Raw genomic sequence first — 23,113 nt, 5'->3', positions numbered from 1 at the left:
TCACTGAGAAATAGAAGTACCGGTAAGGCGCTGAATTTCGATGTGCTGCAAATGCAGACTCTCGAACGCCTCCAGCAGTTGGGACTGGGCACTGAGCAATTCCCGGCGCACCCCGCTGTATTGGTTGTAACTGAGTTGCCCTTGCTCAAAGGCATTACTTGCCTCTGCCAGCGCCTGTTCTAAGGTGGGGACAATCGCCGTTTGCACGGTATCAATTACATGCTGTGAATGCGCCATTTCCTGGAGCAAAACATATAGCTGAGCATCCAAGGTTTGCATCAGCGCAGTTTGTTCGCTGGCCAACACGTCCTGCCGGGCTTGCAACGCTGCCAGCGTGCCGGCATTACGGTTGCTGTCGCCCCACGGAATGGACACACCGGCAACTACACCAAAGTCATCACTGGCTTCATAGCGACGTATCCCGGCAGTAAACTGCCATTGTGGTTTAGCGTCAATTCTTGCCAGCTCCATCTGCGACTGTGCAATGCGCTGAGCACTGCCAAATTGTTGCAGCCGTGGGTTTTGTTTTAACTGGGCCAGCTGCTCTTCAACCGGGGGTACCGCTGGTATGCTCAGTAAATTGCCGGTTAGCTGGTAAGGAGTGGTAGGCGCTCCCCAAAGCGAAGCTAACTGGTACTGGCTGGCATTGAGTTCATGCTCGACATCCTCTACCGCCAGTTCACGGCGGATCAGCTCTGCTTTTGCTAGCTGTATTTCAACACCTGAGCTTTTACCGGCCTGAGCCCGTTTTGAAATGGCTGCCACCACGTCCTTTGCCTGCTGCAGGGCTAACTGGTTTAGCTTAAGACGCTCTTGTTTCACCAGAATATCGATAAAGCGTTTTGCTACAACCGCAGATAAATCGAGCGCTGTAATGTGCTTTTGCAACGCCAGCGTATCGGCTTCACTTTTTACCGCGCTAACCCGGCTGTCTATCTGCGCTTGTTGTAGTAGCCAGGAAAATGTCAGTGTGGACTGCATTCTATTAATCCCACTGTGCTCACCTGTCCCCAGCGCATCTTCAACCATAAAGTCGATTTGTGACCGCTCGCCAACCCCCGCTTGCTGAATTCGGCCCTGCAAAACACGCTGTTGTGATACCAGCACCTGCAAATTAGGGTGTTTTTCCAGTGTCAGCGTTACTGCATCTGCCAGGCTGATAGCCTGGGGGCGTGCTACGGGCTCTTCCGCAGCAGCTGACAGAGATATACTTATCCCTATTAGTACAGCGTAAAACCGATAGCCAATCGGTTTTTTGAATTTGCGTTTAAACAGCATAACTGTCATTCCCGGTCCTTATTTAATGGGTAATAAAGGTTTCAATAAAGTGATGCAGGCTATCCACCGTTGACGCCACCAGCAGGGGCGAACAGCTAAACAGCAGCAAAGCCAAAACGATTGCCGACCGTGATGTCGGTAATACGGGGTTAATCAGACAATGTACCCGCACACTGGTTTGGTCGTTACCAAAATAACTGGCTACGCCATCGCAATGCGGGCTTTTATTGTCAAAGTTCAGATTACGTTGCAAACGGGCGACATTGATAAGCGTTTGGGCGACATCAAGATTATCATAAACCTGTGTCGCCGCGCGGTCGGCTATCTGCTCAGTCAGCAAGGTAAATTGCGTGATCAGACTACGTGCTGTTCCCGCAGGATAAAAACAGGCAAGAGCGGTGAATACGGTCTTAAACAGTGGGTCTCTGGCAGCAACATGCGCCATTTCATGCTTGACGATAATATCAAGTTGCTGCGGGTTAACCTGCTGCTCTAGTGCTGTTGTTACATAAATTCTGGGGCGGATAAGACCAGCAGTAAAGGCCGTAGGAATAGACAACGATAACGAATAGTACCGACTCTGCTCAGTGGTTGTCTCTGGTTTAATATCAGACAAGCTTAGCAAAGCTGCCATCGCGCTGGCTTGTTTGCGACGATAAAACACGTTACGCGCTATCGACCAAGTTATATAGGCCGCCGCTGAAAACAATGTAATAGCGTGCCAACTGGTAAAACTAAACAAATCGACATGATGCCAGTGCGCCAATCCATCTAGCCAGGTTGCGGCAAAAATATCTGGCAGCCTTGGCCACAGCACACCGACACAACCGGCAGCAATCCACCAGGGAGCACTTACCAATGCCCATAAGATGGCCTTACGCATGCCGAAAGTAAAATGCGCGAAGCGGTTTAATATGGTTAGGGAACTGATACAGAGCAGTACGACGCTAATAGCAAAAGCCAACACTGCAATACTGAGCAAATTCAGTACTATCGCCAGATCCCCAACCAGCATAATGCTTAGCTCCCTCTGCGCAGCTTACGCTGTGCTTCTATCAATGTCTGTAACTGATCCAGCTGAGCATCGTTCAGGTTGACAGACGCTGAACTAAAAGCAGCAATCAGGCTATGTTCGCCATCGGCAACAAAGTCGCTGGTTACGTTTGTGATAAGTTTAGCTATCAAGGCCTCACGGTCTACTTTGGCGCTATAACAATAAGCATGACCTTGTTTGGTGCGACCCAGTAATCCTTTTTTAAACAACCGATCGAGTGTGCTTTGAATGGTATTGAGTGAGTTTCCGCGCGACTGCCCAAGCACGGCATGTACCTGCTTGGCATCAGATTCGGCAGCATTCCACAAATAGTGCAAAACCTGTTTTTCTAATTCACCTAACTGCATAACACATTTCTCTTACCATATTGAGCGTAATCATGGCACACTAAAAACCGACAGGCAATCGGTTTTTGTAGAGGTACATATGGGCTGGTTAATAACTAAGTATCTGGTAACGGCGGCTATCGTGGTTGCGGCCTCCGAATTAGCAAAGCGTAGTGACAAACTTGGCGCGCTGATCGTGGCATTGCCGCTGGTTAGCATTTTAGCGATGGTCTGGCTGTATGTTGAGCAGCAACCAACTGAGAAAATTGCCAATCATGCCTGGTACACCTTTTGGTATGTGGTGCCAACCTTACCGATGTTTTTATTGCTCCCGTGGCTATTTCATCGATTAGGTTTCTGGCCAGCTCTGGCCGTTGGAGCATGTATTACAGTGATCTGTTTTTGGTTATTCGCTATGCTGGTTAAAATGTTTGGAATTGAACTGATTTCGTAACGAAAAAACTCACCTGATAGATAGGTAAAAACTTTAAAATTCTAAATCGCGAAGATTTAGCGAAAAACTGCTTAACTCTATCAAACATAATGTATGTTAGCTGCTTGTCAGTTTTGCACTTTAACACTTATTAAAGTGCTTTTTTGAACCCTTTATAGGTACGCAATCAACGTCTGAACTGCTACTCGACTAAATCAGCTACAACTATGAATAAACGTTGCATAGGACACAATATATGCAATATGTGAAAGCTAAATGCGTGTGCTGCAGCTTAGAGCGAAAAGCAGAATTTCTCACCCCTTCATAACGCACTTGTGAATATCTGCTTTACCGCAAAAAAGGACTTTAGATAATTGTCTCGTTTACACAACTACCAACCTTAGGCGACAGCAATGCTTGGTTAAGATAGCAGAGCAAGGCAAGCTCCTTTTCTCGCATTATAAAATAAGTAGCAGATTTGCTGTTCTAAATTAAACCACAGATTTTCTTTGAACATCACATACCATACTTTCCACCAACAAAGTCCAAATGCCTTTATGCGGCCCAAATCATTGTTCGGCGCGTACCAAACGGACTTTATAGTTAAAGTAACTAGCGCCGTAGACGACAACGCCGCTGCCGAAACCGACATACCACCCGCCATCGGAACCGTAGGGACCAGGGGTCGACGACCAGAAAGCATTTTCAGGCGTATTTGGAAAATACAATTGGTTAATTGTCGGGCGGACATAATCCCCTTTGCAAAAGCCATTTGCTTCAGAAACGAACTGGCCATTCGGGCGTATTGAGGGCATACGATGACCGCTGCCGCAAAATACTAATGTATCAAGTTCATCTACCGTAGGTAAGCGCCAACCATCTTTGCTAAGCTGTATAGCATCATACCATTTAAAGCGAGTGGCTTCACCGGCACAGGTTTCACCTGTCCAAGTTTGCCCCACACTGCAACGTTGCCAGGTAATGTTGGTTTGAATATCAGTTACGGTGCCATCGTTATTTACTAGGTATCTACCACCAATCAGCTCTTTTATAGAGTTGGAAAATGAAAAGAACACCAGCAGACCAACTAAAGTCACTCCAATAACACTGTAAAGAATGGTCTTTTGATCAGCAGCGGACGCTGATGAAAGCGAATTAGATTGATTGGGCTCTGCTTGAGGTTGCAACTCTTCTAAGATTTGTTGAGCTCGATAGCTGATGTAAAGCGCTTTACACTTCACTTCATCACCTTCACACACGGATAGCGCTTTTGCCCACAATCCTTCTTTACGAGTATTGTCAGCAAGCTCCGCGGCTACTTTCTCATAAGCCTGCTCTTCCAGCTGGCCTATGTTTTTTGAATTTCTTTGCACTGCTTAAGTCCTTTTTATTTCAAGAACTGTCCCTTGTTAATAGATAAACGCTAACAAATAACAGGGCAAAAGTCATCTAAAGTAATGGTGAACTATAAATCTTCGATGTCAGGATTTGGCACAGAGTCTATCTTCTCTATGAGCGAAAAGCGGACATAACGCCTGCGTAATTGACCCGAGCTTGCGAGCGTTATAATTCCAGTGTTAGTTATTTGTGTGACATACCAAACTGATCAAAGTTATGACGAGTCAAATCAACCTCATCCATGTGATGTATTTTCTGTTGCAATATTGGCTCAGGGATAATATCTCGCAATCCTTGAAAATGACCATCTGTAGTGAATATTCTATCGACGTATGTCATATAAATTGAATGCAAGCTATCGAGCCAGACTCCTCTTGGATATTTTCCAGACGCCTGAGATATAGTCATATAGGCCATAACGCAAAACGGCCCCCTATGAACAAGGGTGGGCAGATATTTCAGTACATAAGAAATCCTATCCGAAATTGAATCTATCCTCAATTTCTGCCAAAAGTCTTTTATAGGTTGATTATCAACATCAGCTTCGGCGCATAGTATTACAATTATGTAATATAGCGCCACTTTATAGCTCAATAACTGCTCTCTACTTGTTGATTCACCTGATTTAATAAACGGCAGCTCTTTTACTAAGTTGCTAAGCGAGCAATCTAAGCCTGCAAATAATTTGTCTGAACCTATAATAAGATCACCATTCTTTATTAATTCGTGGACGTTCTTTGTTAATAACTGGATTGATTTTGCTCGCTCCCTTAAATCACTATGATCGATCATAAAAGTCTTGTTTCTATCATCGACGAGCTCTCTCCAGACACCTGCTATTATTGATGTGGACTTTAGATCTCGAAAATTTTCAATTTTCGGCATTCCTTGCCGAATATATGGAACAATTAGTTCTGCTGGTGAAGGTAGTAACTCCCTGCCAAAGAGGTGCTGACAAAAATACAAGATTTCCTCTCGCCGAACTTCATCTGAGGTCATCAATATTTCCCATAAGGTTACGGCTGACAACCTCCAGTCACGTCCTTTATTTAACTGAAATTGCTTCGTAGCTAAAGCGTCTTCAACAGAGAGACTTTGCATGAGGAAATTGACGGCAGACGTTTCAAAATACCAGACTTCCATAATCACCCCTTACACTTAACGCTCTTAAAGCGGGTCGACATGTGCTTAAACACGGGCCAACATGCTTTTGTAAATTTGATGTAGAGAACAATACATTGCATCTGTCAAACAAACAACAACTTATAGGTACAGCTGATGTTTATACAAAATAGAACGCTGATAGTTTTCAGAAAAAATTAAATATGAATTCAGTTATCAAATATCGAGTGAGGTAGCAGAAAATATGTCCGGTTTTGGCACATTTCAGCCATATCGACAGGCCGAGTTAATGGTATTGGAATACTTATTTGACGAATGAAAACTCCTCTTCATACTCTGCGCTCCTCGACATATGCATCCATCTACTCTATATGCTGCCGTTGTAATGCTATTTGTCAAATTTGCACTTTAACAATCATTAAAGATCAGATTTTGCACTGACTTAGAGACAAAGTGCTGTCCGTTTATCTAACTTAGCTAATTTTGGCCAGGCTGTCTCTAGATTAGCTAAAATTTATATTAATGCCCCCAGACAACTATTCGTATGATAATGTTAGCGGTGTTCCATGCTCACAGTTTTCTTTAATACTTTTAAAACTATTAAGTCATACAACATTCTAAAAAAATCATCTTGATATATTGATTATTTCCGCTAATTGCTCTAATCGGTTCAGATCTTTCATAAGACCGGTATAGAATATAGAATGCCAGTTATTGGGAGTGTGATGCTCCTTATCCTTGGCATTGCGGTATCTCTCAATAGCAACGGCCAGTGCTGCACCAGTCACAATCTGCTGAGGCAGAGGAAGAACTAATTCCAAAATATCGTAAGGTCGCAAACTTAAATCACTCCAGTACTTTTCGAACCAACCTTGCGTCGCTTCATTAGCAATAACATTTGCCAGGTGAAATTTGAGCAGATCTATTTCCGGATGGTTACTGTCAATAACCTCGATGGAAATACTCGGAGCGTCAAAACTTCCGATAAACACTGCTTGATAAAGTCGTTGGTCAAGAAAATTGTCAAAATAAGGATGAATCACTCTTTCTGATTCTGTTAAGCCCCTTACGACGTTCCCCCTTAATGAATTACAATTACAAGCAGGAATTAGATTTTTTGAAAAAAATGAATACTCTGGATAAACTGAACTAGGCAAATAATGATCTAACGTTCCGTTGCCAAAACCCCCACACATCACACACAAAGTTGGGGACAAATTACGCCGGAAATCGGTTATGAACTGAAGATGACCTTGAGGTGCATCGTCATAGTGCCTAATTAAAGCTTTTCTAAATGTATTACTAATAGGTAATTGTCGGATTTTCCAAGGATCTCCACAACTGTCAACATAATTGGCATATTGCTCCTTAAAAAGGATGTATTCACTCATGAGCTGTGGATAACTGCCCAATCTATTATTATCTGCTAAAAGCTGTAGCTCTCTGATATCGTCAACATCAAATGGTTGTATCCCCTTCAATGGCTACCTCCATCTTTAACTTTCGACGAAGATACATTACTATATCTGCTGACAGCTCATTTTCTAGTTCTATTAGCAACTCGTTTTTTGCATTCGTAGTTTTTGTAAACTCTTCAAGTATGTCATCAACTAAAGCATTAGTAATTTCATCTTCGAACACAAAATATGAAATCGCTCCTATGTCAGCACCGAAGGTTTTTAACCGAGGATTCTGGATTGCTATCTGACTATCCTGACCCGTCTTAAATACTAGCACCTGAGTCCTTGGAACTTCGCGAACGAAATAGGCTGAATGAGTAGCAATTATTGCAATTGAACCAGTCAGTTTCAATAATCGATCTAGAATTCTTACAAACTTTGAAATAAAATTTGGATGAAGGTGAGTTTCCGGTTCATCAAGTAAAACAAGAGTCCCATTTTCAATAAATAAACACGCTTGAACAACAAACTTTATAAACGACAACTGGCCACTGCTTAGGGGTAAAATATCACCATCCATTAGTGCCATTGGATTAGCGTTACTGACAATAGCCCCCAAAACCTCAAGCTTTGCCTGTTCACCGCCACGACTTAACTGCATTAAAGGGACATAGAACTTACCTTTGACCTCAACAATATGACTTGCTGCGACAGAACTACTTTTATTTAAAGGTATGACGATATTACTGATATTGGGAAAAAACTGAATGCTATCTTTAAATAAATCCCACCTATCGTTTTCACCGATAAATTCCTCAGACCTTACAAGCTGCACGCAAAGATCACAAAAACCTCTGGAAGGTTTAGCCTTTGTCCCCCTATTAAGTATTAATCTGCGATATTTAATTCTTTTATTGACCCTTTCTGGTGGAAAAGTATTGACTGTTTCGCCAGGGGTAGCGATAGCTAGTAAACGGCTAATCATAGGACGGCCTAACTCACGATCATAAAAACGTTCATCTCCTTTAACTAAAGAGCTCGCTATTGTATAAAGAGCCTGACTTTTACCTAATCCATTTGGGCCAATAAGAACTCCAATTCTTTTCGGAAGAATACTGTCAGAATCGAAGTTCAAATCAAAACTATGATAGTTTATAAACCCAGCAAGTTTATATGTAATTGAAAGACTTGTTGAAATGCGAGAAAAACTTTCTCTTTCCAATCCGTCGAGTATTGAATCTGCATTATGGTAGGAAAAAAATCGTTCTGAGTCTCTCATAAAAGCCAGACTAAACACGTCTGTTTTCATGGCCTCTTCAACAAACTTCAATCTTTTAGCAATACGTTTACTTGCAACTAAATCGTTCAGTACTAGCAAGTATTTATTTGATTCCTTAACACCATGCTCTTTAATAAACTTTCTATACTCTTCCATGCCACCTTGCAAGGTAAAAAAATTAGGAAGTTCTTCTGCGTCAACTATACCAATACCTTTTGATATTCGCCCGCTAGTCTCTATCCTTTTGTCTTTCGATATAAACCCAAGGAATATCTCCCCCGAAATAACGTCTCTATCACTGTGCGGTAAAATTAGGTATTTATATCTGCACTTGTATCTGAAATCATTCCATTCATCCTGAATTGGAATAAAAACAATCGCCGGATGACTCACAGTATCAAACTCTATATCATCTGAAGAAAAGTATATTTTAAAATCAAAATTCTCTTCGTTTTTCATCCGTTCACTTCAATTTTATTGTTAAAAACACGAACATCGCTCTGCCTTTTGAGCAAAGCAATCAGAATCAAACAATTTTGTCAATATTCATAGTCATCTGCTTATATATCTTAACTGTATTCTTAGCTAAAAAATCTTCAATTTCTTGTTGTTCCAAAAATGGTGCGTTCTTTATTTTCTTATGCAGATTTAACAGTCTTGACTCTGCTCTTTTTAAAACAGTACTATAAACCATCGGCACTATACGGACATCACCGTCTCTTTTCGTATCAACGCCTGATTCGCCTTCTTCTATTTGGTCACCTAACAGATAACATTCAATTTTTGCAGTCTGTAGAACAGCGCCCACAGAATAGAGTTCTTTTGCATATTTCCAGCATTGAGCTTTTTCTTTATCACCTAAAGGAATACCTGGTTTTTTCAACTCTACGATAATTACTTTCTTTACACCGATTTCAAACCCGCTATCATCATACTCATAACAACCATGTAAACTTACTGTGCTGTCTTTAAGAATTATGAAATCAGGACGGTTTCTTGAGCCAGACTTCTCAAGTTTGAATAGATCAACAATTACTCTTGTCATGCCTTCGTTTGATGAATACTCAATTGATTCAAACTCTGGCCCAAATATCCACAATCCCTTTTTAAATAGAGGCTGTAGTTCCTGAACTTCGAGAGTATTCGTATTTCTTACCTTCTCCCTGATTGCTTCTACTAGTGTTAATCGCGACTTAACCTCATCTAATACTGCTTTTGCAGATGAGAGATTCCACTCATCCAGTAAGACTTTAAAATCATCTAACTGGTTAGAGGTGAATTCTTTCAGTTTGTGAACCAACGAATATTGATATGTTGAGGCTTCTAAGTTTGCAAGAATACAGGCGACCGCATCAAGTTCTTGATCATTAATTCTCGGACACATCTCTTGGACTTTTTCTATAAAAGAGTTCCAACGGCTATTACCAATTAGACCGACTTTGTCCAGTGTGACACGATTGTTATCCCTTAATCGCCGAGTTGTCTCTATTCGATGAGCTCTTGAAAATCCCTGAAGATATTCGCTGATTGTTGACTTGACTAAATCATAAAAATTTAAAGCGTAATCAGTTGTTTCAAATCCAGACCAATCTGATTTTATTGCTTCAACTAAAAGAGTAGCATCAACAATAAATGTATACGATTTAGCAAAGCTTGTACGACCATCTAAAATACTGTCATTGCGAAACCCATTCCAACTACACTGTCCAACTAGACGACCATTTGCGTGCCATGCTATACCATGTTGCTGGGTTGTTTTATCTGACTTATCTGTTTGTATTGCTTTAATAATTACTGTATTTCCTGAGAACTCGAAAGACAGCTCTTTAACTTTAGACTTGTCGATATCATTAAATTTTATAGTTTTCCCGTTAAGCTTCACTTTGAAGTCAGGATCTGTTAAAAACCGTAGTCCGATCTCAGACCTGACTTTTCCTTCAGTAATGCCTATGTGCTTTAAGGAATTTACAAAAACTGTTGTTCCATGGTGTTGATGAATTAACTTAGATGGTCGCGGTAGATTAACCTTGTTATATTTAAATGGTTGTTCACCCGACGACATTCTGACTGCAAAACAGTTATGTTCTAAATCTCGTTTAGTCTCTACAAAATATTCTTGCTCCGTAAAGCAGAAAGCAGAAAACCGTCCTTTCCCGTTCCGACCATAAGCAATTCGATTGTTCTTTATACTATTATCGGTAGGTATTTCAACGCTCTCTCCTTGCCCTCTTAGTCGATTATATGACAACTGAGTCCATCTATTAGAAAAGTCAAATGCAGTGAGTCCATGCCCATCGTCTGCAAGTGAAAAGCTCTCTTTTCCCGATATAGGCCAATCAATATAGACATTTCTAGCTCCCGCATCCCACGAGTTAGCAATCAATTCAACAACTGCAGTTATTGGATCCGTCGCCATCTTTGGACCAACATAATCTTCAAAGAAGCGCTCGTCAAAAGAGGACATAAGTGGCTGCAATTGAGTATTATTTTTATTCATTCCGCGCTCCATGCTTTTTTCTGAAGTTAAAATATCCCAACATCAGCTTCGCTAAAGCTAGCATTTTTATTGTTTGCTCTTTAATACTCATTAAAGATCAGATTTTGCACTGACTTAGAGACAAAGTGCTGCCCTTGTAACTAACTTAGTTAATTTTCAACCGGCTGTCACTACATTAGTTAAAATTTACATTGTTGCAACTTCGTAGATTGCTATACAGCGTGTGTATGCTCTCAGCTAGTCAGCTTCGTAGTCGTGAAGGGAAAATTGCTGTAGACGTCTGATGTAAGGCCTGCCGGTGATATAACAGGAAAAAGCCCAGACTGGCCGGGCTTCCAGTTTTTACATATTACTTTTTGTTTAGGATCTCTTCGCCGTTAGCTGCGGCCCACTCGTTCCAAGCATCTACCTTAGAATTGTAGTTTTCTCGAGCTTGCGCAGTGGCATCAGCAATTAACATATCGATGTTCTTTGCATGCTTCTTATCAACCTCAGATACCGGCACTACATCAACACCACGCTCTTGCAGGCCTTTCTTCATGGTGTGAGTGCGCAGTAAATGTAGTTCGCCGTTTTCCACATAAAAGTACTGATTGTCTTTTTTGATGCTCTTAAACTTAGGCTTAGTCGGACGCTTATCAGATTGCACCGTACCCTGCTGCAGCTCTGCCACAACATCGTTACTTAACTTGTAGCCCAACTGCTCCAGGGTATATCCCTGAGATTTTGCCAGTTGCTCTAGTTGGCCAATGACCGCTACTTCATTCTGCCGCTCTGCCACTATGCTGTTAAGAGTGTCTATAACTTCGGTCAGTTTCGCTAGCGTCAGTTCTTTTGCTGCTTTTTTCAGTTCGCGTTTATCTAATAAAATCGACATCGTTCAATCCTTAAGGCTGGTGGCAGGGAATAAGCCGGCTATTGTGCTCAGCTCAGGCTTATTTTCTGCAGCATTTGTAAATTCACTGCCGTATATCACTTAGAACTCTAACTACACTGCTAATTTAAAGATGCTGTGTCTTTTGCGTTGCTTAATGAGTTACAGCCGGTCGCAACCGGGATAACCAGTGCCTGGCTTCAGCTTCTGTAAAATTACCAACCAGTCGATACAACGTATCTGATTTGGTATCTGCAATATAAATTGTATTGTCTGCTTCATCTGGATTTACCCGGATATAAGCCTGGTAACCCGGTGTTAAATACACCGATAGCTTAGTCTCTTTTCGCATATCAAACACTTGCAGCAACTGCAATTCCAACTCCGATTTTTGCTCTTTAGCAGGTAAACGAAACAGTACATTTAATGTTTGTGCAGCAGTCTGCTGCTTTAAATGTCTGGATAAAATTTGCAAACTACTGGCATCTGCTTCGTAAAATAGGGCATCAAACCGAGCTACATCTTGCTCAAAAACGATGGTTGGCATAGAACCGGCTAACACTTGCACCTTAGAGTAAACCTCAGACTCGACACAAACAGACAGATCCACAAAATTCATGATCACAGAACCAGTGCTGCAATTAAACTCTGGCCAGTCTTGTTCTGGAAGCTGGGCCACGCTATGACAAGCGTTGAGTAACAACAACGATATCAACAAACTTCTTAAACGCATTGTACCTCTCCGTTTAATAACCCAGCCCTGCAGCAGCGAGCTCCAGGAATGACCGATAATATAGGATACGCGCTCGCATACAACTTACCGATTGTTTTTCTTTGAGATCAGCTAAAATACTTCGTGTTATATTGGTTGCAAGCCACACAATGCTTGCTTTACCACCTGAAGGTCTTGGAACCCAACGGAATGCCGCTGAACAGCTTGAAATGTCAGTTAGTAAGTCACCAATAACTGCAGCTACGTCCTCATTAATTTCTCCGCGAAACTCCATTTTAATGCCAGCACGTTCATATAAAGTATTAATCAGTTCGCGAACATGCTCTTTTTGCTGTTGCTCGGTCATTTAATCTCTCTCAAAATCAAAAAAACCGAATTTAACACAATAAAATAACAATTAAAAAAATAAACATTCATTTTTTTAATAAAATGGGTTTTCGCGTCATGTTGCCCTTGCCCCATCGCTGTAGGCATGAGAAACGGCATTGCACTCCCTGATCTAACTACAGGTGCTGTAACCGATAGGCAAAAGGGTCGAGCAGCTGATGTAGCAGCGATTCGTGGCTCAACAAGGATATAGTGGTCATTAACACGACAATTCGTGCAAAGCGCCTAGCAAGAAGACTGTATCGACGAAGAATTATTCTGGAACGGAGTGGTAACTTACTGAAATTATTGGTGCCTAGGGTCGGACTCGAACCGACACGGAGTTTCCCCCGGCGGATTTTGAATTAACTGCTTGTATTTTTACGCTATTAAAAACATACTGTTATAATCATTTTTTAAGACTATAACAGAAACTATAACAGATGAGCTACCAGCACCCCACAGGAAAAGCCCGGCTTTACAAGCAAGGCGGTTCAGCCAAATGGTATATGGACTATTACGATCAGTTTGGCAAAAGGCGACAGGTTAGCACCAGAACCATTGATTTTGATAAAGCCAAAGAAATGCTGGACGAGCAAATGCTGGTGTTAAAGCTGGTTCGTGAAAACCGGTTCGATCTTGCCCCGCGCAGCTTAATCACGGTTGAAAAAGCCGCGCAGGAAACGATAAAACGGCTAGAGAAACGCCAAGCAAAGGGCTTAAAGGATAATAAGCGTTTTCTGTTGAAGATCGTTGAAAAGTTTGGCAAAACCGATATTAAAAAGCTCAAGCGAACTGATCTTGAAGAGGTGTACGACAACGAGATGTCGGAGACAATGGTCAGGAACTACAACCGCGCTTTTAAACTGCTATTTAATCGCTGTATTGACCTTGGCTATATCGATGTTAAACCAGAACTACCAGAACCACGCATTGCAGAAAAGCACAAGCGCAGAGCACTAACGCCAGAACAAATCAAAGCCTTGCATCAGCGTTTTCTTGTTAAATCTGAAACGTCTAAAAATGCTACCGGTAAAGTTAATTTTATCCTGCTAAGCCTGTTTATTAAACTGCTACACCTTACCGGCCTTCGCTATGGCGAGTTACAACACATCAGGTTTCAAGACGTTAAGCCACAAAAAATCGGTGGCGTAGATGCTTACATATTGCAAATTACTAAAAGCAAAACGGTGATGCGTGACGTGATAATTAGCGAAGACGCATACCGAACCATTCAGTTTGTAAAAATACAAAAGAACATTCGCGCACTAGACACAGATCACGTATTTAGTCGGGAGCCTGGCGTATTTCCCGACTTTACCAATATTTTAAAAGAAGACCGCAACCGTTATAAAGACAGGTACAAAGCCAATAATGTTGACGATATTACCCTTTACCAGTTGCGACACACCTTTATTACAGAAAAAATCAAGGAAGGTAAAACTCTGTTTTTAATTGCACAGCATTGTGGCACGTCAGTGCAAATGATCGAAGACTATTACGCTGACGCCATCGCCAACACAGACGTTAATCATATTTTTTCAAGCGACCAGTTCCAAAGTGCATTGCACCTCAAAGGACTTATGTCTGGCACTGACCAAGAAGAACCGGATGATGATGATTACGACGATGATGAAGAAGATTAAAAAATATTTCCCAAAGAGCCCTTGAAAGTTGTTTTTTATATGTTAATTGTAAATTAATGGCGTATTTCGATACATGCTTAAAGCGTCATTTACAGTTTGGAATCAAGATGTCTTGGGCTGTAAATGGTCAGGCCGCTTACAAGGACGATCCTAGGCGGCACCCGCGAGGGTGGTTTCGGGTATTCAATCAGCAAAGGCTAAATATGTGAACAGAGGGGACAACAACGCTATCACGGTAAAAAAAAGCGGCAGTACAGCAAGGAAAGAATATTAGGAGATCACGGACAAAAGGGAGGATAGGCAGCCGCTGCTAGGGTTGTAAGTTTTGTCCAGTCGAATGTGTTCAGCAACAAGATCGACCAAGGTGAAAAAGCACCGAGTAATCCATAATCTTGTCTTAACTGGACAGGGGCTTGGTTTGCCGGTGAAAAAGTAAAGAAACAAGATCCACCCAACCAAACCACCAACACCAACACCAACACCAACACCAACACCAACACCAACAATTTTCAGCATTTGACATTTTATTTCAATATGTTAGATGTAAATCATAAGTAATGATTTTCAATAACCATTTATTTAGCGCCCTTGCACTTTTCGCTGCGCAAAAGTTCTATGACACTATAAATGGCGCTACCGCGGGTCTAATTCTTTTGGTTACACGAAAGCCATTACTTACTTTCGCATTACCAAAAAAATTACTAACTATGAGAAAAACAACCGCCCTATTTAAGTTTATAAATTACCGTAAAACGTCCTATAAAAAACCATTCAGCAGCAACCGAAAACGCATAAACGGACTGGCACAACTGCAAGAGTCGATCAGGCACAGCCTGCAATGCTCACTCCAAGAATTAAAAACCGTTGCTCAGTTCAACCCTGATTTGCAGCACCTATGCTATTTAATGTCAGGAAAAACCAAGCGCCTGACCAGTTTCAGCCCTGATAAACAGATCCGCCAGTGTTATGCCGATAAACAAATTAAACGCATTAACGAGCGTTTAAATACCATTGAAAGCGGCACACCTGATCAACTTCAAGCCATTGCAACAGATAAGCAAAAAACTGATCAGGATATCCAAAACCTGAAATACAGTTTAAGGCGTTTAGGTGAGCCATTTAGCAACATTATCAGCGACAGTAAGACCGAGATAACAGAAGCACAGATTAACGCGATCAGAGACATTGCTGAAGGCGATCCGGCGATTAAACGAGTAAAGCAAAAACTCAACACGGTAGCGAGATATGCCAAAGCACATAATCAGCGAATAGCGTTGAACAGCAAAACCAACCTGCAAGCTAATAGCACCGTCTTGGCACACGAAGCCATTTTTACCCTACCGGTGCATAATGGCGTTGAACTGGACAGCCAGACAATGCTGGGCATTATCAGCAGTTTTTATGAGAAGTATTTGCCAGACTTTGCCATTATGTTCGCGGTGTACCATGCCAATGAAAAACTCGCAGAAGATCAAACCGGCAACCACGTGCATATTTTTGTTGATGGTTATAACCAGAAGACCAGCAAATATGACCTGCCAAGCCAAATCAGGCTATTGGCTGATAAATATGCCCGATTTTACAAACTGCCTGAAATAGGCACAGATAAACAATTATCAGCAGATAAAAACAGGCGCGTGGGCGAGTATATCCAGCAACTATTTTACCAACATGCTAACAAGCACCTGAAAGGCCAGGATCTTAAACTGGCATTTCTACCCGATACTGATGAGCGACAGAAAATCAGAACTGAGATCAGAAAACAGGCCGATCTACCAAAGCACCAACGCAAGTTTAGTTTTTATAACCGCGCCAAGGAGCAAACCGAACAACTGAAAAAACAGGCTAAAAAAGCGATTGAAGCGGCAAAAAAAGCTAAGGCAATAGCAGAGCAAGCAGAAAAGAAAACACAGCAAGAAAAGCAGCAATTAGCACTATTACAACAAGACCAGCAGGCCGCTGCCGATAAACTGAAAGAGATCGAACTGGAAACGCACTTTTTAACCTATCAGGCAGAACAAGCCAGAAAAGATGAGCAGGAAGCCAGAGCGTTTTTAGATTTTGTATTCAGGTTAAGCGCAGCACTAAATAACTGGTGGAATACGCTAATAAAACGAGTGCCAGAGTCGGTAAAAATTAAAGCAGCGGCTGATGTACTTGACGTGCTTGAAACATGCCCTACATCTGAAAATAAGCAACTTAAAACAGAAATGAATAATTATCTTAATAATGAGCTTGAGAAAAATCTCTATTACGAAAATATATCTGGTATTCCAGTAGACCAAAGGATAAACCAGTTAAATAGCAAATACAGGAACAGGAGGCGATAAGTTGATTCATTTAGGATAAATCACTGATATTTTTTGAAAGTAGCCCCCATAACTCTTTACCATCAGCAGAATAAAACCTAACAGCACCGGATCTAACCAGTAATTGTCTTAAATCGTCGTCGTTAAACCCACCAACCTTACTCGCTATTGTATCAAAAGAGCGTTTTGACCAATCTGGCTGTTCGAGCAAACTTCTAATAAGCTTTTCAGCTGAATCCTGAGTTTTAAAATCTGCTTCAAGCCTTTGCCTATGGATCATATAAGCGGTCACGGCGGAAAAAATCGACACAATAAAGGATACGAGAGATATTGCTGTCGCTAACATTATTAAGCTCTCAGAAGTAATTATTAATTCAACATACCACTTTTAATCTGAGCTAGTAGTATTAAACCGCTTAAAGGATCGCATGGATAAGTTATGTTATCAGCACTGGCATTTTTCTCAAATAATTGGTTAGGACATGCCTCAACTAACTGAACACACAAAGATGTTATTTTGTCCTCATTATTACCGTTAACTAAAATCAAGGATGAAGCACTACAGTAATACGCACTCTTCTCAAGAAAATTATAAAGCTTCTCGATGTTACCAGGTTTAAGGCTCAGATTCAGATTAGACATCGACATTAACCAGCTTGGTCTCTGCTTATCAATTAGAGCTTGGAATTCTCTGTTTAACAAAAACCTGTCTTCTAATTTACTTAGAAGTTTTTTATAAAGGTGCTCACAGTTAATGGAATATTCGTCATTGAAAAAATACTCCTTGGAGAAATTGCTTGGCTGGCAATCTCGGACAACATTCCAAGTAGATTCATTTACTTTTAAAAACTCACTCAAGAAATTTTTTTTTGCCAACTCCTCTTGGGAAGGTCCAAATAACAAACCATATCCCTTAAACAATATGAAAAGGGCACCACCCCATATAGCAATACCCACTATAATCCCGAACAAAGTAATCGCAACTTCATGCAATTTAGAAAAAATCCAGTTCACGTCTTGCTCCATCCATTTTTTTACTTTGTTACATCAGATAATTAATAAAGTCAAAAAAAAACCGCCCAAAAGGACGGTTTATAATTGTTTGGTGGCTCAGGTCGGACTCGAACCGACACCCTCTTTCGAGGACCGGATTTTGAATCCGGCACGTCTACCAATTTCATCACTGAGCCAAAGTTGCACTATAACAAACTATAACAGCTAATTTGTCAAGGTTCTTTAATTTTAATCTTATATAAAACAAAGATTTAAACTAAAAAACCCTATAACAGCGGTGAATTTTGAATCCGCTGCGTCTACCGATTTCGCCACCCAGGCACTGAGGGATATTTTGAAGTAAACGCCTGCATTATACGGCGCTGCTATAGCTTGGCAAGTGCTTTTATGACACTTTGTTTTAATTGGCTTTTAAATGCACAAAATTGCAGCAATGCGCAAAAAAACCGGGCCTGGGATCGTAAAACAATGCGGCCGTGTTAAACTTGCGACAGTTTTCAAACAGGACCCTGCTATGCTTGCCAATGCCCCCCGTGCCGGTTTTGCCCGCCGTTTAGCGGCGATAATTTACGATATTCTGATTTTAGCGGCGCTGGTCATGCTGGCGGCAGGTGTGGCGATGTTGCTGGTACAGCTGCTGGTGTGGGCCGGTTTGGTGAACCTTAGTGGTTACAGCGATATTGCCGATTATTTAAATACCGGGCTGCGCCGCTGGTTGTATTTTATGTATTTAGTGGCGGTGATTTTAGGCTTTTATGTGTATTTCTGGTGTAAAGCGGGCCAGACGCTTGGCATGCGGGCCTGGCGCATTGTGGTGGTTCAGCAAAATGGCCAGCCGTTAACGCCGTTGCAGGCCCTGGCCCGGGCTTTACTGGCCGGTTTTGGCCTGGGTAATTTCTGGTTGTGGTTGCGCTGGGGCAAGGGCCTGGCATTACAGGACCAGCTTACCGCCAGCCAGATGGTGGTAATTAGCAAAGAACACAGCAAAAGCCTGAATGTGCACCAAAACGCGCGTTAAACCTTAAATTCAGCTAAACCTTCTTGCGCATAAAGTACATAGCCAGGGCCATAAACAACAGGCTGGGCAGTGCGGCACCTGCCAGTGGCGGCAGGTGATACACCAGCGCCAGCGGGCCGAACAGCTCGTTACTCATAAAAAAGCCAAAGCCGGTTAAAATACCCAGCAGCACGCGGGCCGCCATAGTTACACTGCGCAGTGGCCCGAAAATAAAACTCAGTGCCAGCAGCAACATGGCAGCCACCGATAACGGCTGCAGTACTTTGCGCCAATAGGCCAGCTGGTAGCGACTGGCGTCCTGATCGTTTTGCTGCAGATACTCGACGTACTGCGCCAGGCCGGTTAGCGACAACATCTCAGGTTTAATGGTAACAACCCCTAACTTGTCGGGGGTTAAACTGGAACGCCACTGCTGCTCTGGCAGGTTATTTTGCAACACCCGATCCGCAGAAAAGGTTAACTCAGTCACATTCTGCAAGCGCCAGCTATCATTACGATACACAGCGCTGTCAGCACTGATCACCATTTCCAGCTGTAAGTCCGGGTCAAAGCGGTAAATACTCAGCCCGGTTAAATTACCCACATCATCTACTTCTTTAATATTAACGAAGCTGTCGCCATCTTTAGCCCAGACGCCCTGGCGGGCTGCAAATAAGTTACCATCAGAAATCGCTTTAATTCTAAGCTCGCGGGCTGCCCTGTCTGTCACCGGCGCCCCCCACTCCGCTACTGCCATTACCACCAGCACCATCACTATCGCCGATTTCATGACTGAACTGATAATATTCAAACGCGACAAACCGGCAGCCTGCATTACCACCAGCTCGCTGCTACTGGCCAGCATGCCCATACCAATTAAGCCGCCAATTAAGGCCGCCATCGGGAAAAACATCACCAAATCACCAGGCATGCTGTACAGGGTAAACAAGGCGGCATGCACCATATCGTAATAGCCGCGGCCGATAGAGCGCATCTGGTCGATAAACCGGAACAGCGCCGATAACACTATCAGTACACTGATTGACAGCGCCGAGGTGGTTAATACCGTGCGGCCGATATAGAGATCAAGAATTTTCAGCATATCAGGCGCGCCTCGCTATCCAGGCCCGGAAACGCTGGGCGCTGGCTCGGTTTCGCATAATTAAAAACCATCCTAACAACAAAGCACTGCCATGCAGCCACCATAAGCCCAGTTCGGCCGGGATCTTGCCATCTTCCAGCGCTGAGCGGCCAATAATGAGTAATGCATAATAGCCAAGGTACAACAACAATGCCGGCAATAACCGGCCAAATTTGCCCTGACGCGGGTTAACCCGGCTCAGTGGCACTGCTATCAGGGTAAGAATGGGAATAGATAATGGAATGCCGATGCGCCAGTGCCACTCGGCCACCGCCTCAGCACTGTCTTCCTGCAGCAGCAACGGCGTACTTAAACTGCTCAGCTTGCGCCGGCGCTGCTCTACCTGCTGTTCGCGTAATTGAATTTGATAACGCCCAAATTCGGTTACTTCATAAGCCGGTGAGCGGCCATCGCCGGCATAGCGTCGGCCGCGTTGCAACTCCAGCATCTGGGCACCGGTCGCAACATCTTCGCTCACTGCACCGGTTTCGGCATACACAATGGCATGCCGGGTTTGGTTACCCTGTAACTCGGTTTGCGCCACAAACACCCGTGATAAGGCGTTACCTGCGCGGCTGACATCCTGCACAAAAATGACCGCTTTTTCATTAGCCGTATGCTGAAAGCGGCCCGGCACCAGCGAGAATAAGCCAACGTTACTTTCTGCTTTTTCCAGCAGTTGATACTCGCGTTCTGTCGCCCAGGGGCTTAAATAAAGGGTGACGCTGCCCGCTAACACCGTCATCAGCAGCGACAACAGTAAGGTGACCCGGGTAACATACCATTCACTGACCCCGGTTGAGTGCAATACTGTCATTTCACTGTCAGCATATACCCGGCCATACGCAACCAAAATACCTAGAAAAGCACTTAATGGCAGAATAATTACCGCTAGCTGGGGTAATTTCAAGGCAACGATGCTCATCACCAGATGACCCGGTAAATCCCCTTCTGAGGCGTCAGCCAGAATTTTCACGAAGCGCTGGCTGAGAATAACGCTGGTCAGAATAACAAAGACAGCTAACTGGGCGCGAAACACTTCCCCAATCAGATAACGAAAAATAATCAAAAATGCCCCCTAAAACCTGTCTTTTTGCTGGAACCCTGGCGATTTTTCAGTAAACTTGGTATTTATTACAATTATTATCAGGCAAAGCACCGTGAAAACCGAGCTTTTTTCTCAATTCACGGTAGAATTCAGCCATGTAAATTACTGGTGCAATAGCGTAATGGCAATTGTTAACGGCTATAGTAGCACAGTCTCTTAGAATCAGGAGTGAGTATGGAGTTCAGCGTTAAAAGCGGAAGTCCGGAAAAACAACGTAGCGCATGTATTGTTGTTGGCGTGTATGAACCACGTCGTCTTTCCGCAGTAGCAGAACAACTGGATAAAATCAGCGAAGGCTATATCAGCAACTTATTACGTCGTGGCGACTTAGAAGGCAAGCCGGGCCAGATGCTGTTATTGCATCATGTGCCTAACGTGCTAAGCGAGCGGGTTCTGCTGGTTGGCTGTGGCAAAGAGCGTGAGCTGGACGAGCGCCAGTACCGCCAGATCATTGCCAAAACCATCAGCACGCTGAATGAAACCGGCTCGATGGAAGCGGTGTGCTTTTTATCTGAACTGCATGTCAAAAGCCGTGATACCTACTGGAAAGTGCGTCATGCGGTGGAAACCACCCAGGACTGCCTGTATGTGTTCGATCGCTTAAAAAGCAAAAAAGATGAAACCCGCCGCCCGCTGCGCAAAATCGTGTTTAACGTGCCTACCCGGCGCGATTTAACTATTGGTGAGCGCGCCGTTGAGCAAGGCCTGGCCATTGCTGCCGGCATTAAACAGTGTAAAGACGTCGGTAATATGCCACCGAATATCTGCACCCCCGCTTACTTAGCCGAGCAGGCACAAGCGTTGGTAGAGTTATCAGATAAAATCAGCGTAGAAGTGCTGGGCGCCGAAGAGCTGGCCAGCCATGGTATGAATTCTTACCTGGCGGTAGGCCGTGGTTCGGTTAACGGCCCGAAAATGTCGGTAATTAAATACAGCGGTGCCAGCAACGACAGTGCGCCACTGGTATTAATTGGTAAAGGCCTGACATTCGATTCAGGCGGTATCAGTTTAAAACCCGGCGATGGCATGGACGAAATGAAATACGACATGTGCGGCGCAGCGTCGGTGCTGGGTACCATGCATGCTGTTATTGCCCTGGGTTTACCCTTAAATATGGTGGCAATTCTGGCAGCAGCCGAGAATATGCCCGATGCCAACGCCTACCGGCCCGGTGATATCTTAACCACTATGTCGGGCCAGACAGTGGAAGTATTAAATACCGATGCCGAAGGACGCCTGGTGCTGTGTGATGCCCTGACCTATGCAGAACGCTTTGACCCTGAGCTGGTGATTGATGTGGCCACCCTAACCGGTGCCTGCGTGATTGCCCTGGGCAAACATGCCTCTGGCCTGCTCAGTAACCATAACCCGCTGGCGCATGAAATTCTCAATGCCTCTGAGCAAAGTGGTGATCGTGCCTGGCGCCTGCCGCTGTGGGATGATTATCACGAACAACTGGAAAGCCCCTTTGCCGATTTCAGCAATTTAGGGGGCCGTGCTGCAGGTACGATTACTGCGGCCTGTTTCTTATCGAAATTTACCCGCAAATATAACTGGGCCCACCTGGACATTGCCGGTACCGCCTGGCGCAGCGGTGGCAAAGACAAAGGCTCTACCGGCAGGCCGGTAGCGTTACTGACCCAGTTTTTAATTAACCGGGCAGGCCACAACCAGGATCACTAATGGCGGTTACCTTTTACGTGCTGGCCGAGGGCCAGCAGTTACCCGAAAATGAGCTGAGCGACCCGCCAGCTCATTTTAGTTTGGCATGCCAGCTGTGCGCTGACTTTTACCGCGCCAATCAGCGGGTTTTTGTTTATACTGCCAGCCAGCAAGATGCCGAGTTAATCGACCAGCTACTGTGGCAGTTTGCTGCCGACAGCTTCGTGCCGCACAACCTTAGCGGTGAAGGCCCGGCCCGGGGTGCGCCAGTCGAAATAAGCTGGCAACCGCCCAAACAAAGCCGTCAGGTGTTAATCAACCTGGCACCAGACATACCGGCTTTTGCCAACCGGTTTGCCGACATTATCGAATTTGTGCCAACGCCGGCCGCTGAAAAAGCGCAGGCGCGGGAACGTTACAAGCAATATCGTCAGTCGGGTATTACCCCTGCTACCGTCAACGCCGACTGAACAACA

21 protein-coding genes and 2 tRNA genes are annotated in these 23,113 nt (G+C 43.6%); 6 read left to right on the top strand and 17 right to left on the bottom strand.

From position 1 onward, the window contains the following. Genes WG68_RS10410 through WG68_RS10400 form a run of 3 tightly spaced genes read right to left on the bottom strand, consistent with a single transcriptional unit; the run spans window position 1 to window position 2,679 of the window. On the bottom strand, window positions 1-1,287 hold the full coding sequence (locus tag WG68_RS10410; protein WP_046557625.1) for a TolC family protein: 1,287 nt from the start codon (window positions 1,285-1,287) through the stop codon (window positions 1-3). A 13-nt stretch (window positions 1,288-1,300) separates the two neighbouring features. Further along, a complete protein-coding gene (locus WG68_RS10405) occupies window positions 1,301-2,293 on the bottom strand; it encodes a M56 family metallopeptidase (RefSeq protein ID WP_046557624.1) in 993 nt (330 codons plus the stop codon). 5 nt (window positions 2,294-2,298) lie between these two features. Beyond that, window positions 2,299-2,679, bottom strand: coding sequence for a BlaI/MecI/CopY family transcriptional regulator (locus WG68_RS10400; protein ID WP_046557623.1), 381 nt, complete (start codon window positions 2,677-2,679; stop codon window positions 2,299-2,301). Window positions 2,680-2,758: 79 nt separating this feature from the next. On the opposite strand from WG68_RS10400, the gene WG68_RS10395 reads away from it, so the two are divergent. Continuing rightward, the gene (locus tag WG68_RS10395; protein ID WP_046557622.1) at window positions 2,759-3,112 is read left to right on the top strand and encodes a DUF3147 family protein; all 354 of its coding nucleotides are present in this window, start codon (window positions 2,759-2,761) and stop codon (window positions 3,110-3,112) included. A 548-nt stretch (window positions 3,113-3,660) separates the two neighbouring features. Here WG68_RS10395 and WG68_RS19105 read toward each other — a convergent pair. The 9 genes from WG68_RS19105 to WG68_RS19540 all read right to left on the bottom strand — a co-directional run bounded on the left by WG68_RS19105 (window position 3,661) and on the right by WG68_RS19540 (window position 13,212). Continuing rightward, on the bottom strand, window positions 3,661-4,464 hold the full coding sequence (locus WG68_RS19105) for an Lcl C-terminal domain-containing protein (RefSeq protein WP_052749048.1): 804 nt from the start codon (window positions 4,462-4,464) through the stop codon (window positions 3,661-3,663). 208 nt (window positions 4,465-4,672) lie between these two features. Further along, window positions 4,673-5,632 carry a hypothetical protein gene (locus WG68_RS10385; RefSeq protein ID WP_046557621.1) on the bottom strand — a complete coding sequence of 320 codons (960 nt, stop codon included), beginning with the start codon at window positions 5,630-5,632 and terminating at the stop codon, window positions 4,673-4,675. A 605-nt stretch (window positions 5,633-6,237) separates the two neighbouring features. Continuing rightward, window positions 6,238-7,092 (bottom strand): hypothetical protein, encoded by an 855-nt coding sequence (locus WG68_RS19100; protein WP_052749047.1) that lies wholly within the window; start codon window positions 7,090-7,092, stop codon window positions 6,238-6,240. Next, complete coding sequence (locus WG68_RS10375) at window positions 7,070-8,749, bottom strand: AAA family ATPase (protein WP_046557620.1); 1,680 nt, start codon at window positions 8,747-8,749, stop codon at window positions 7,070-7,072. The genes WG68_RS19100 and WG68_RS10375 overlap by 23 nt, the downstream gene beginning before the upstream one ends. A 67-nt stretch (window positions 8,750-8,816) precedes the next feature. Next, window positions 8,817-10,787, bottom strand: coding sequence for an ATP-binding protein (locus tag WG68_RS10370; protein ID WP_052749046.1), 1,971 nt, complete (start codon window positions 10,785-10,787; stop codon window positions 8,817-8,819). A gap of 349 nt (window positions 10,788-11,136) precedes the next feature. Then, the gene (locus WG68_RS10365) at window positions 11,137-11,664 is read right to left on the bottom strand and encodes an H-NS family histone-like protein (protein WP_046557619.1); all 528 of its coding nucleotides are present in this window, start codon (window positions 11,662-11,664) and stop codon (window positions 11,137-11,139) included. 151 nt (window positions 11,665-11,815) lie between these two features. Further along, on the bottom strand, window positions 11,816-12,394 hold the full coding sequence (locus WG68_RS10360) for a hypothetical protein (protein WP_046557618.1): 579 nt from the start codon (window positions 12,392-12,394) through the stop codon (window positions 11,816-11,818). Window positions 12,395-12,407: 13 nt separating this feature from the next. After that, window positions 12,408-12,740: a hypothetical protein gene (locus WG68_RS10355; RefSeq protein ID WP_046557617.1), complete on the bottom strand. Its 333-nt coding sequence runs from the start codon at window positions 12,738-12,740 to the stop codon at window positions 12,408-12,410. A gap of 330 nt (window positions 12,741-13,070) precedes the next feature. Continuing rightward, window positions 13,071-13,212 (bottom strand) — tRNA-OTHER (locus WG68_RS19540). Between WG68_RS19540 and WG68_RS10350 the strand changes: the two genes are divergently transcribed. Together WG68_RS10350 and WG68_RS10345 are read left to right on the top strand one after the other, a co-directional pair. Beyond that, window positions 13,204-14,406 carry a tyrosine-type recombinase/integrase gene (locus tag WG68_RS10350; RefSeq protein WP_046557616.1) on the top strand — a complete coding sequence of 401 codons (1,203 nt, stop codon included), beginning with the start codon at window positions 13,204-13,206 and terminating at the stop codon, window positions 14,404-14,406. The two genes, WG68_RS19540 and WG68_RS10350, sit on opposite strands and share 9 nt — an antisense overlap. 905 nt (window positions 14,407-15,311) lie before the next feature. Continuing rightward, window positions 15,312-16,736, top strand: coding sequence for a hypothetical protein (locus tag WG68_RS10345; RefSeq protein ID WP_200897574.1), 1,425 nt, complete (start codon window positions 15,312-15,314; stop codon window positions 16,734-16,736). Window positions 16,737-16,746: 10 nt separating this feature from the next. Here WG68_RS10345 and WG68_RS10340 read toward each other — a convergent pair whose 3' ends face one another. The 3 genes from WG68_RS10340 to WG68_RS10330 all read right to left on the bottom strand — a co-directional run bounded on the left by WG68_RS10340 (window position 16,747) and on the right by WG68_RS10330 (window position 17,905). Continuing rightward, complete coding sequence (locus tag WG68_RS10340; RefSeq protein ID WP_052749045.1) at window positions 16,747-17,061, bottom strand: hypothetical protein; 315 nt, start codon at window positions 17,059-17,061, stop codon at window positions 16,747-16,749. Between the two features lie 23 nt (window positions 17,062-17,084). Next, the gene (locus WG68_RS10335; RefSeq protein ID WP_152663074.1) at window positions 17,085-17,729 is read right to left on the bottom strand and encodes a hypothetical protein; all 645 of its coding nucleotides are present in this window, start codon (window positions 17,727-17,729) and stop codon (window positions 17,085-17,087) included. Between the two features lie 89 nt (window positions 17,730-17,818). Continuing rightward, window positions 17,819-17,905: transfer RNA gene (locus WG68_RS10330), tRNA-Leu, on the bottom strand. A gap of 338 nt (window positions 17,906-18,243) precedes the next feature. Between WG68_RS10330 and WG68_RS10325 the strand changes: the two genes are divergently transcribed. Further along, window positions 18,244-18,747, top strand: coding sequence for an RDD family protein (locus tag WG68_RS10325; RefSeq protein WP_046557697.1), 504 nt, complete (start codon window positions 18,244-18,246; stop codon window positions 18,745-18,747). Between the two features lie 13 nt (window positions 18,748-18,760). Here the strand turns inward: WG68_RS10325 and lptG are convergent, their stop codons facing one another. Further along, window positions 18,761-19,828: an LPS export ABC transporter permease LptG gene (lptG, locus tag WG68_RS10320; RefSeq protein ID WP_046557613.1), complete on the bottom strand. Its 1,068-nt coding sequence runs from the start codon at window positions 19,826-19,828 to the stop codon at window positions 18,761-18,763. A gap of 1 nt (window position 19,829) precedes the next feature. Beyond that, the gene (gene lptF, locus WG68_RS10315) at window positions 19,830-20,936 is read right to left on the bottom strand and encodes an LPS export ABC transporter permease LptF (protein ID WP_046557612.1); all 1,107 of its coding nucleotides are present in this window, start codon (window positions 20,934-20,936) and stop codon (window positions 19,830-19,832) included. A 213-nt stretch (window positions 20,937-21,149) separates the two neighbouring features. Here lptF and pepA point away from each other — a divergent pair, with 213 nt between their 5' ends. Then, complete coding sequence (gene pepA, locus WG68_RS10310) at window positions 21,150-22,658, top strand: leucyl aminopeptidase (protein ID WP_046557611.1); 1,509 nt, start codon at window positions 21,150-21,152, stop codon at window positions 22,656-22,658. After that, window positions 22,658-23,107 carry a DNA polymerase III subunit chi gene (locus WG68_RS10305; RefSeq protein WP_046557610.1) on the top strand — a complete coding sequence of 150 codons (450 nt, stop codon included), beginning with the start codon at window positions 22,658-22,660 and terminating at the stop codon, window positions 23,105-23,107. The genes pepA and WG68_RS10305 overlap by 1 nt, the downstream gene beginning before the upstream one ends. Window positions 23,108-23,113 lie beyond the last annotated feature (6 nt).

It is taken from the genome of Arsukibacterium ikkense, assembly GCF_000987775.1.
Taxonomy (GTDB): domain Bacteria; phylum Pseudomonadota; class Gammaproteobacteria; order Enterobacterales; family Alteromonadaceae; genus Alishewanella; species Alishewanella ikkense.
This window is presented reverse-complemented; position numbering and strand designations above follow the sequence as displayed.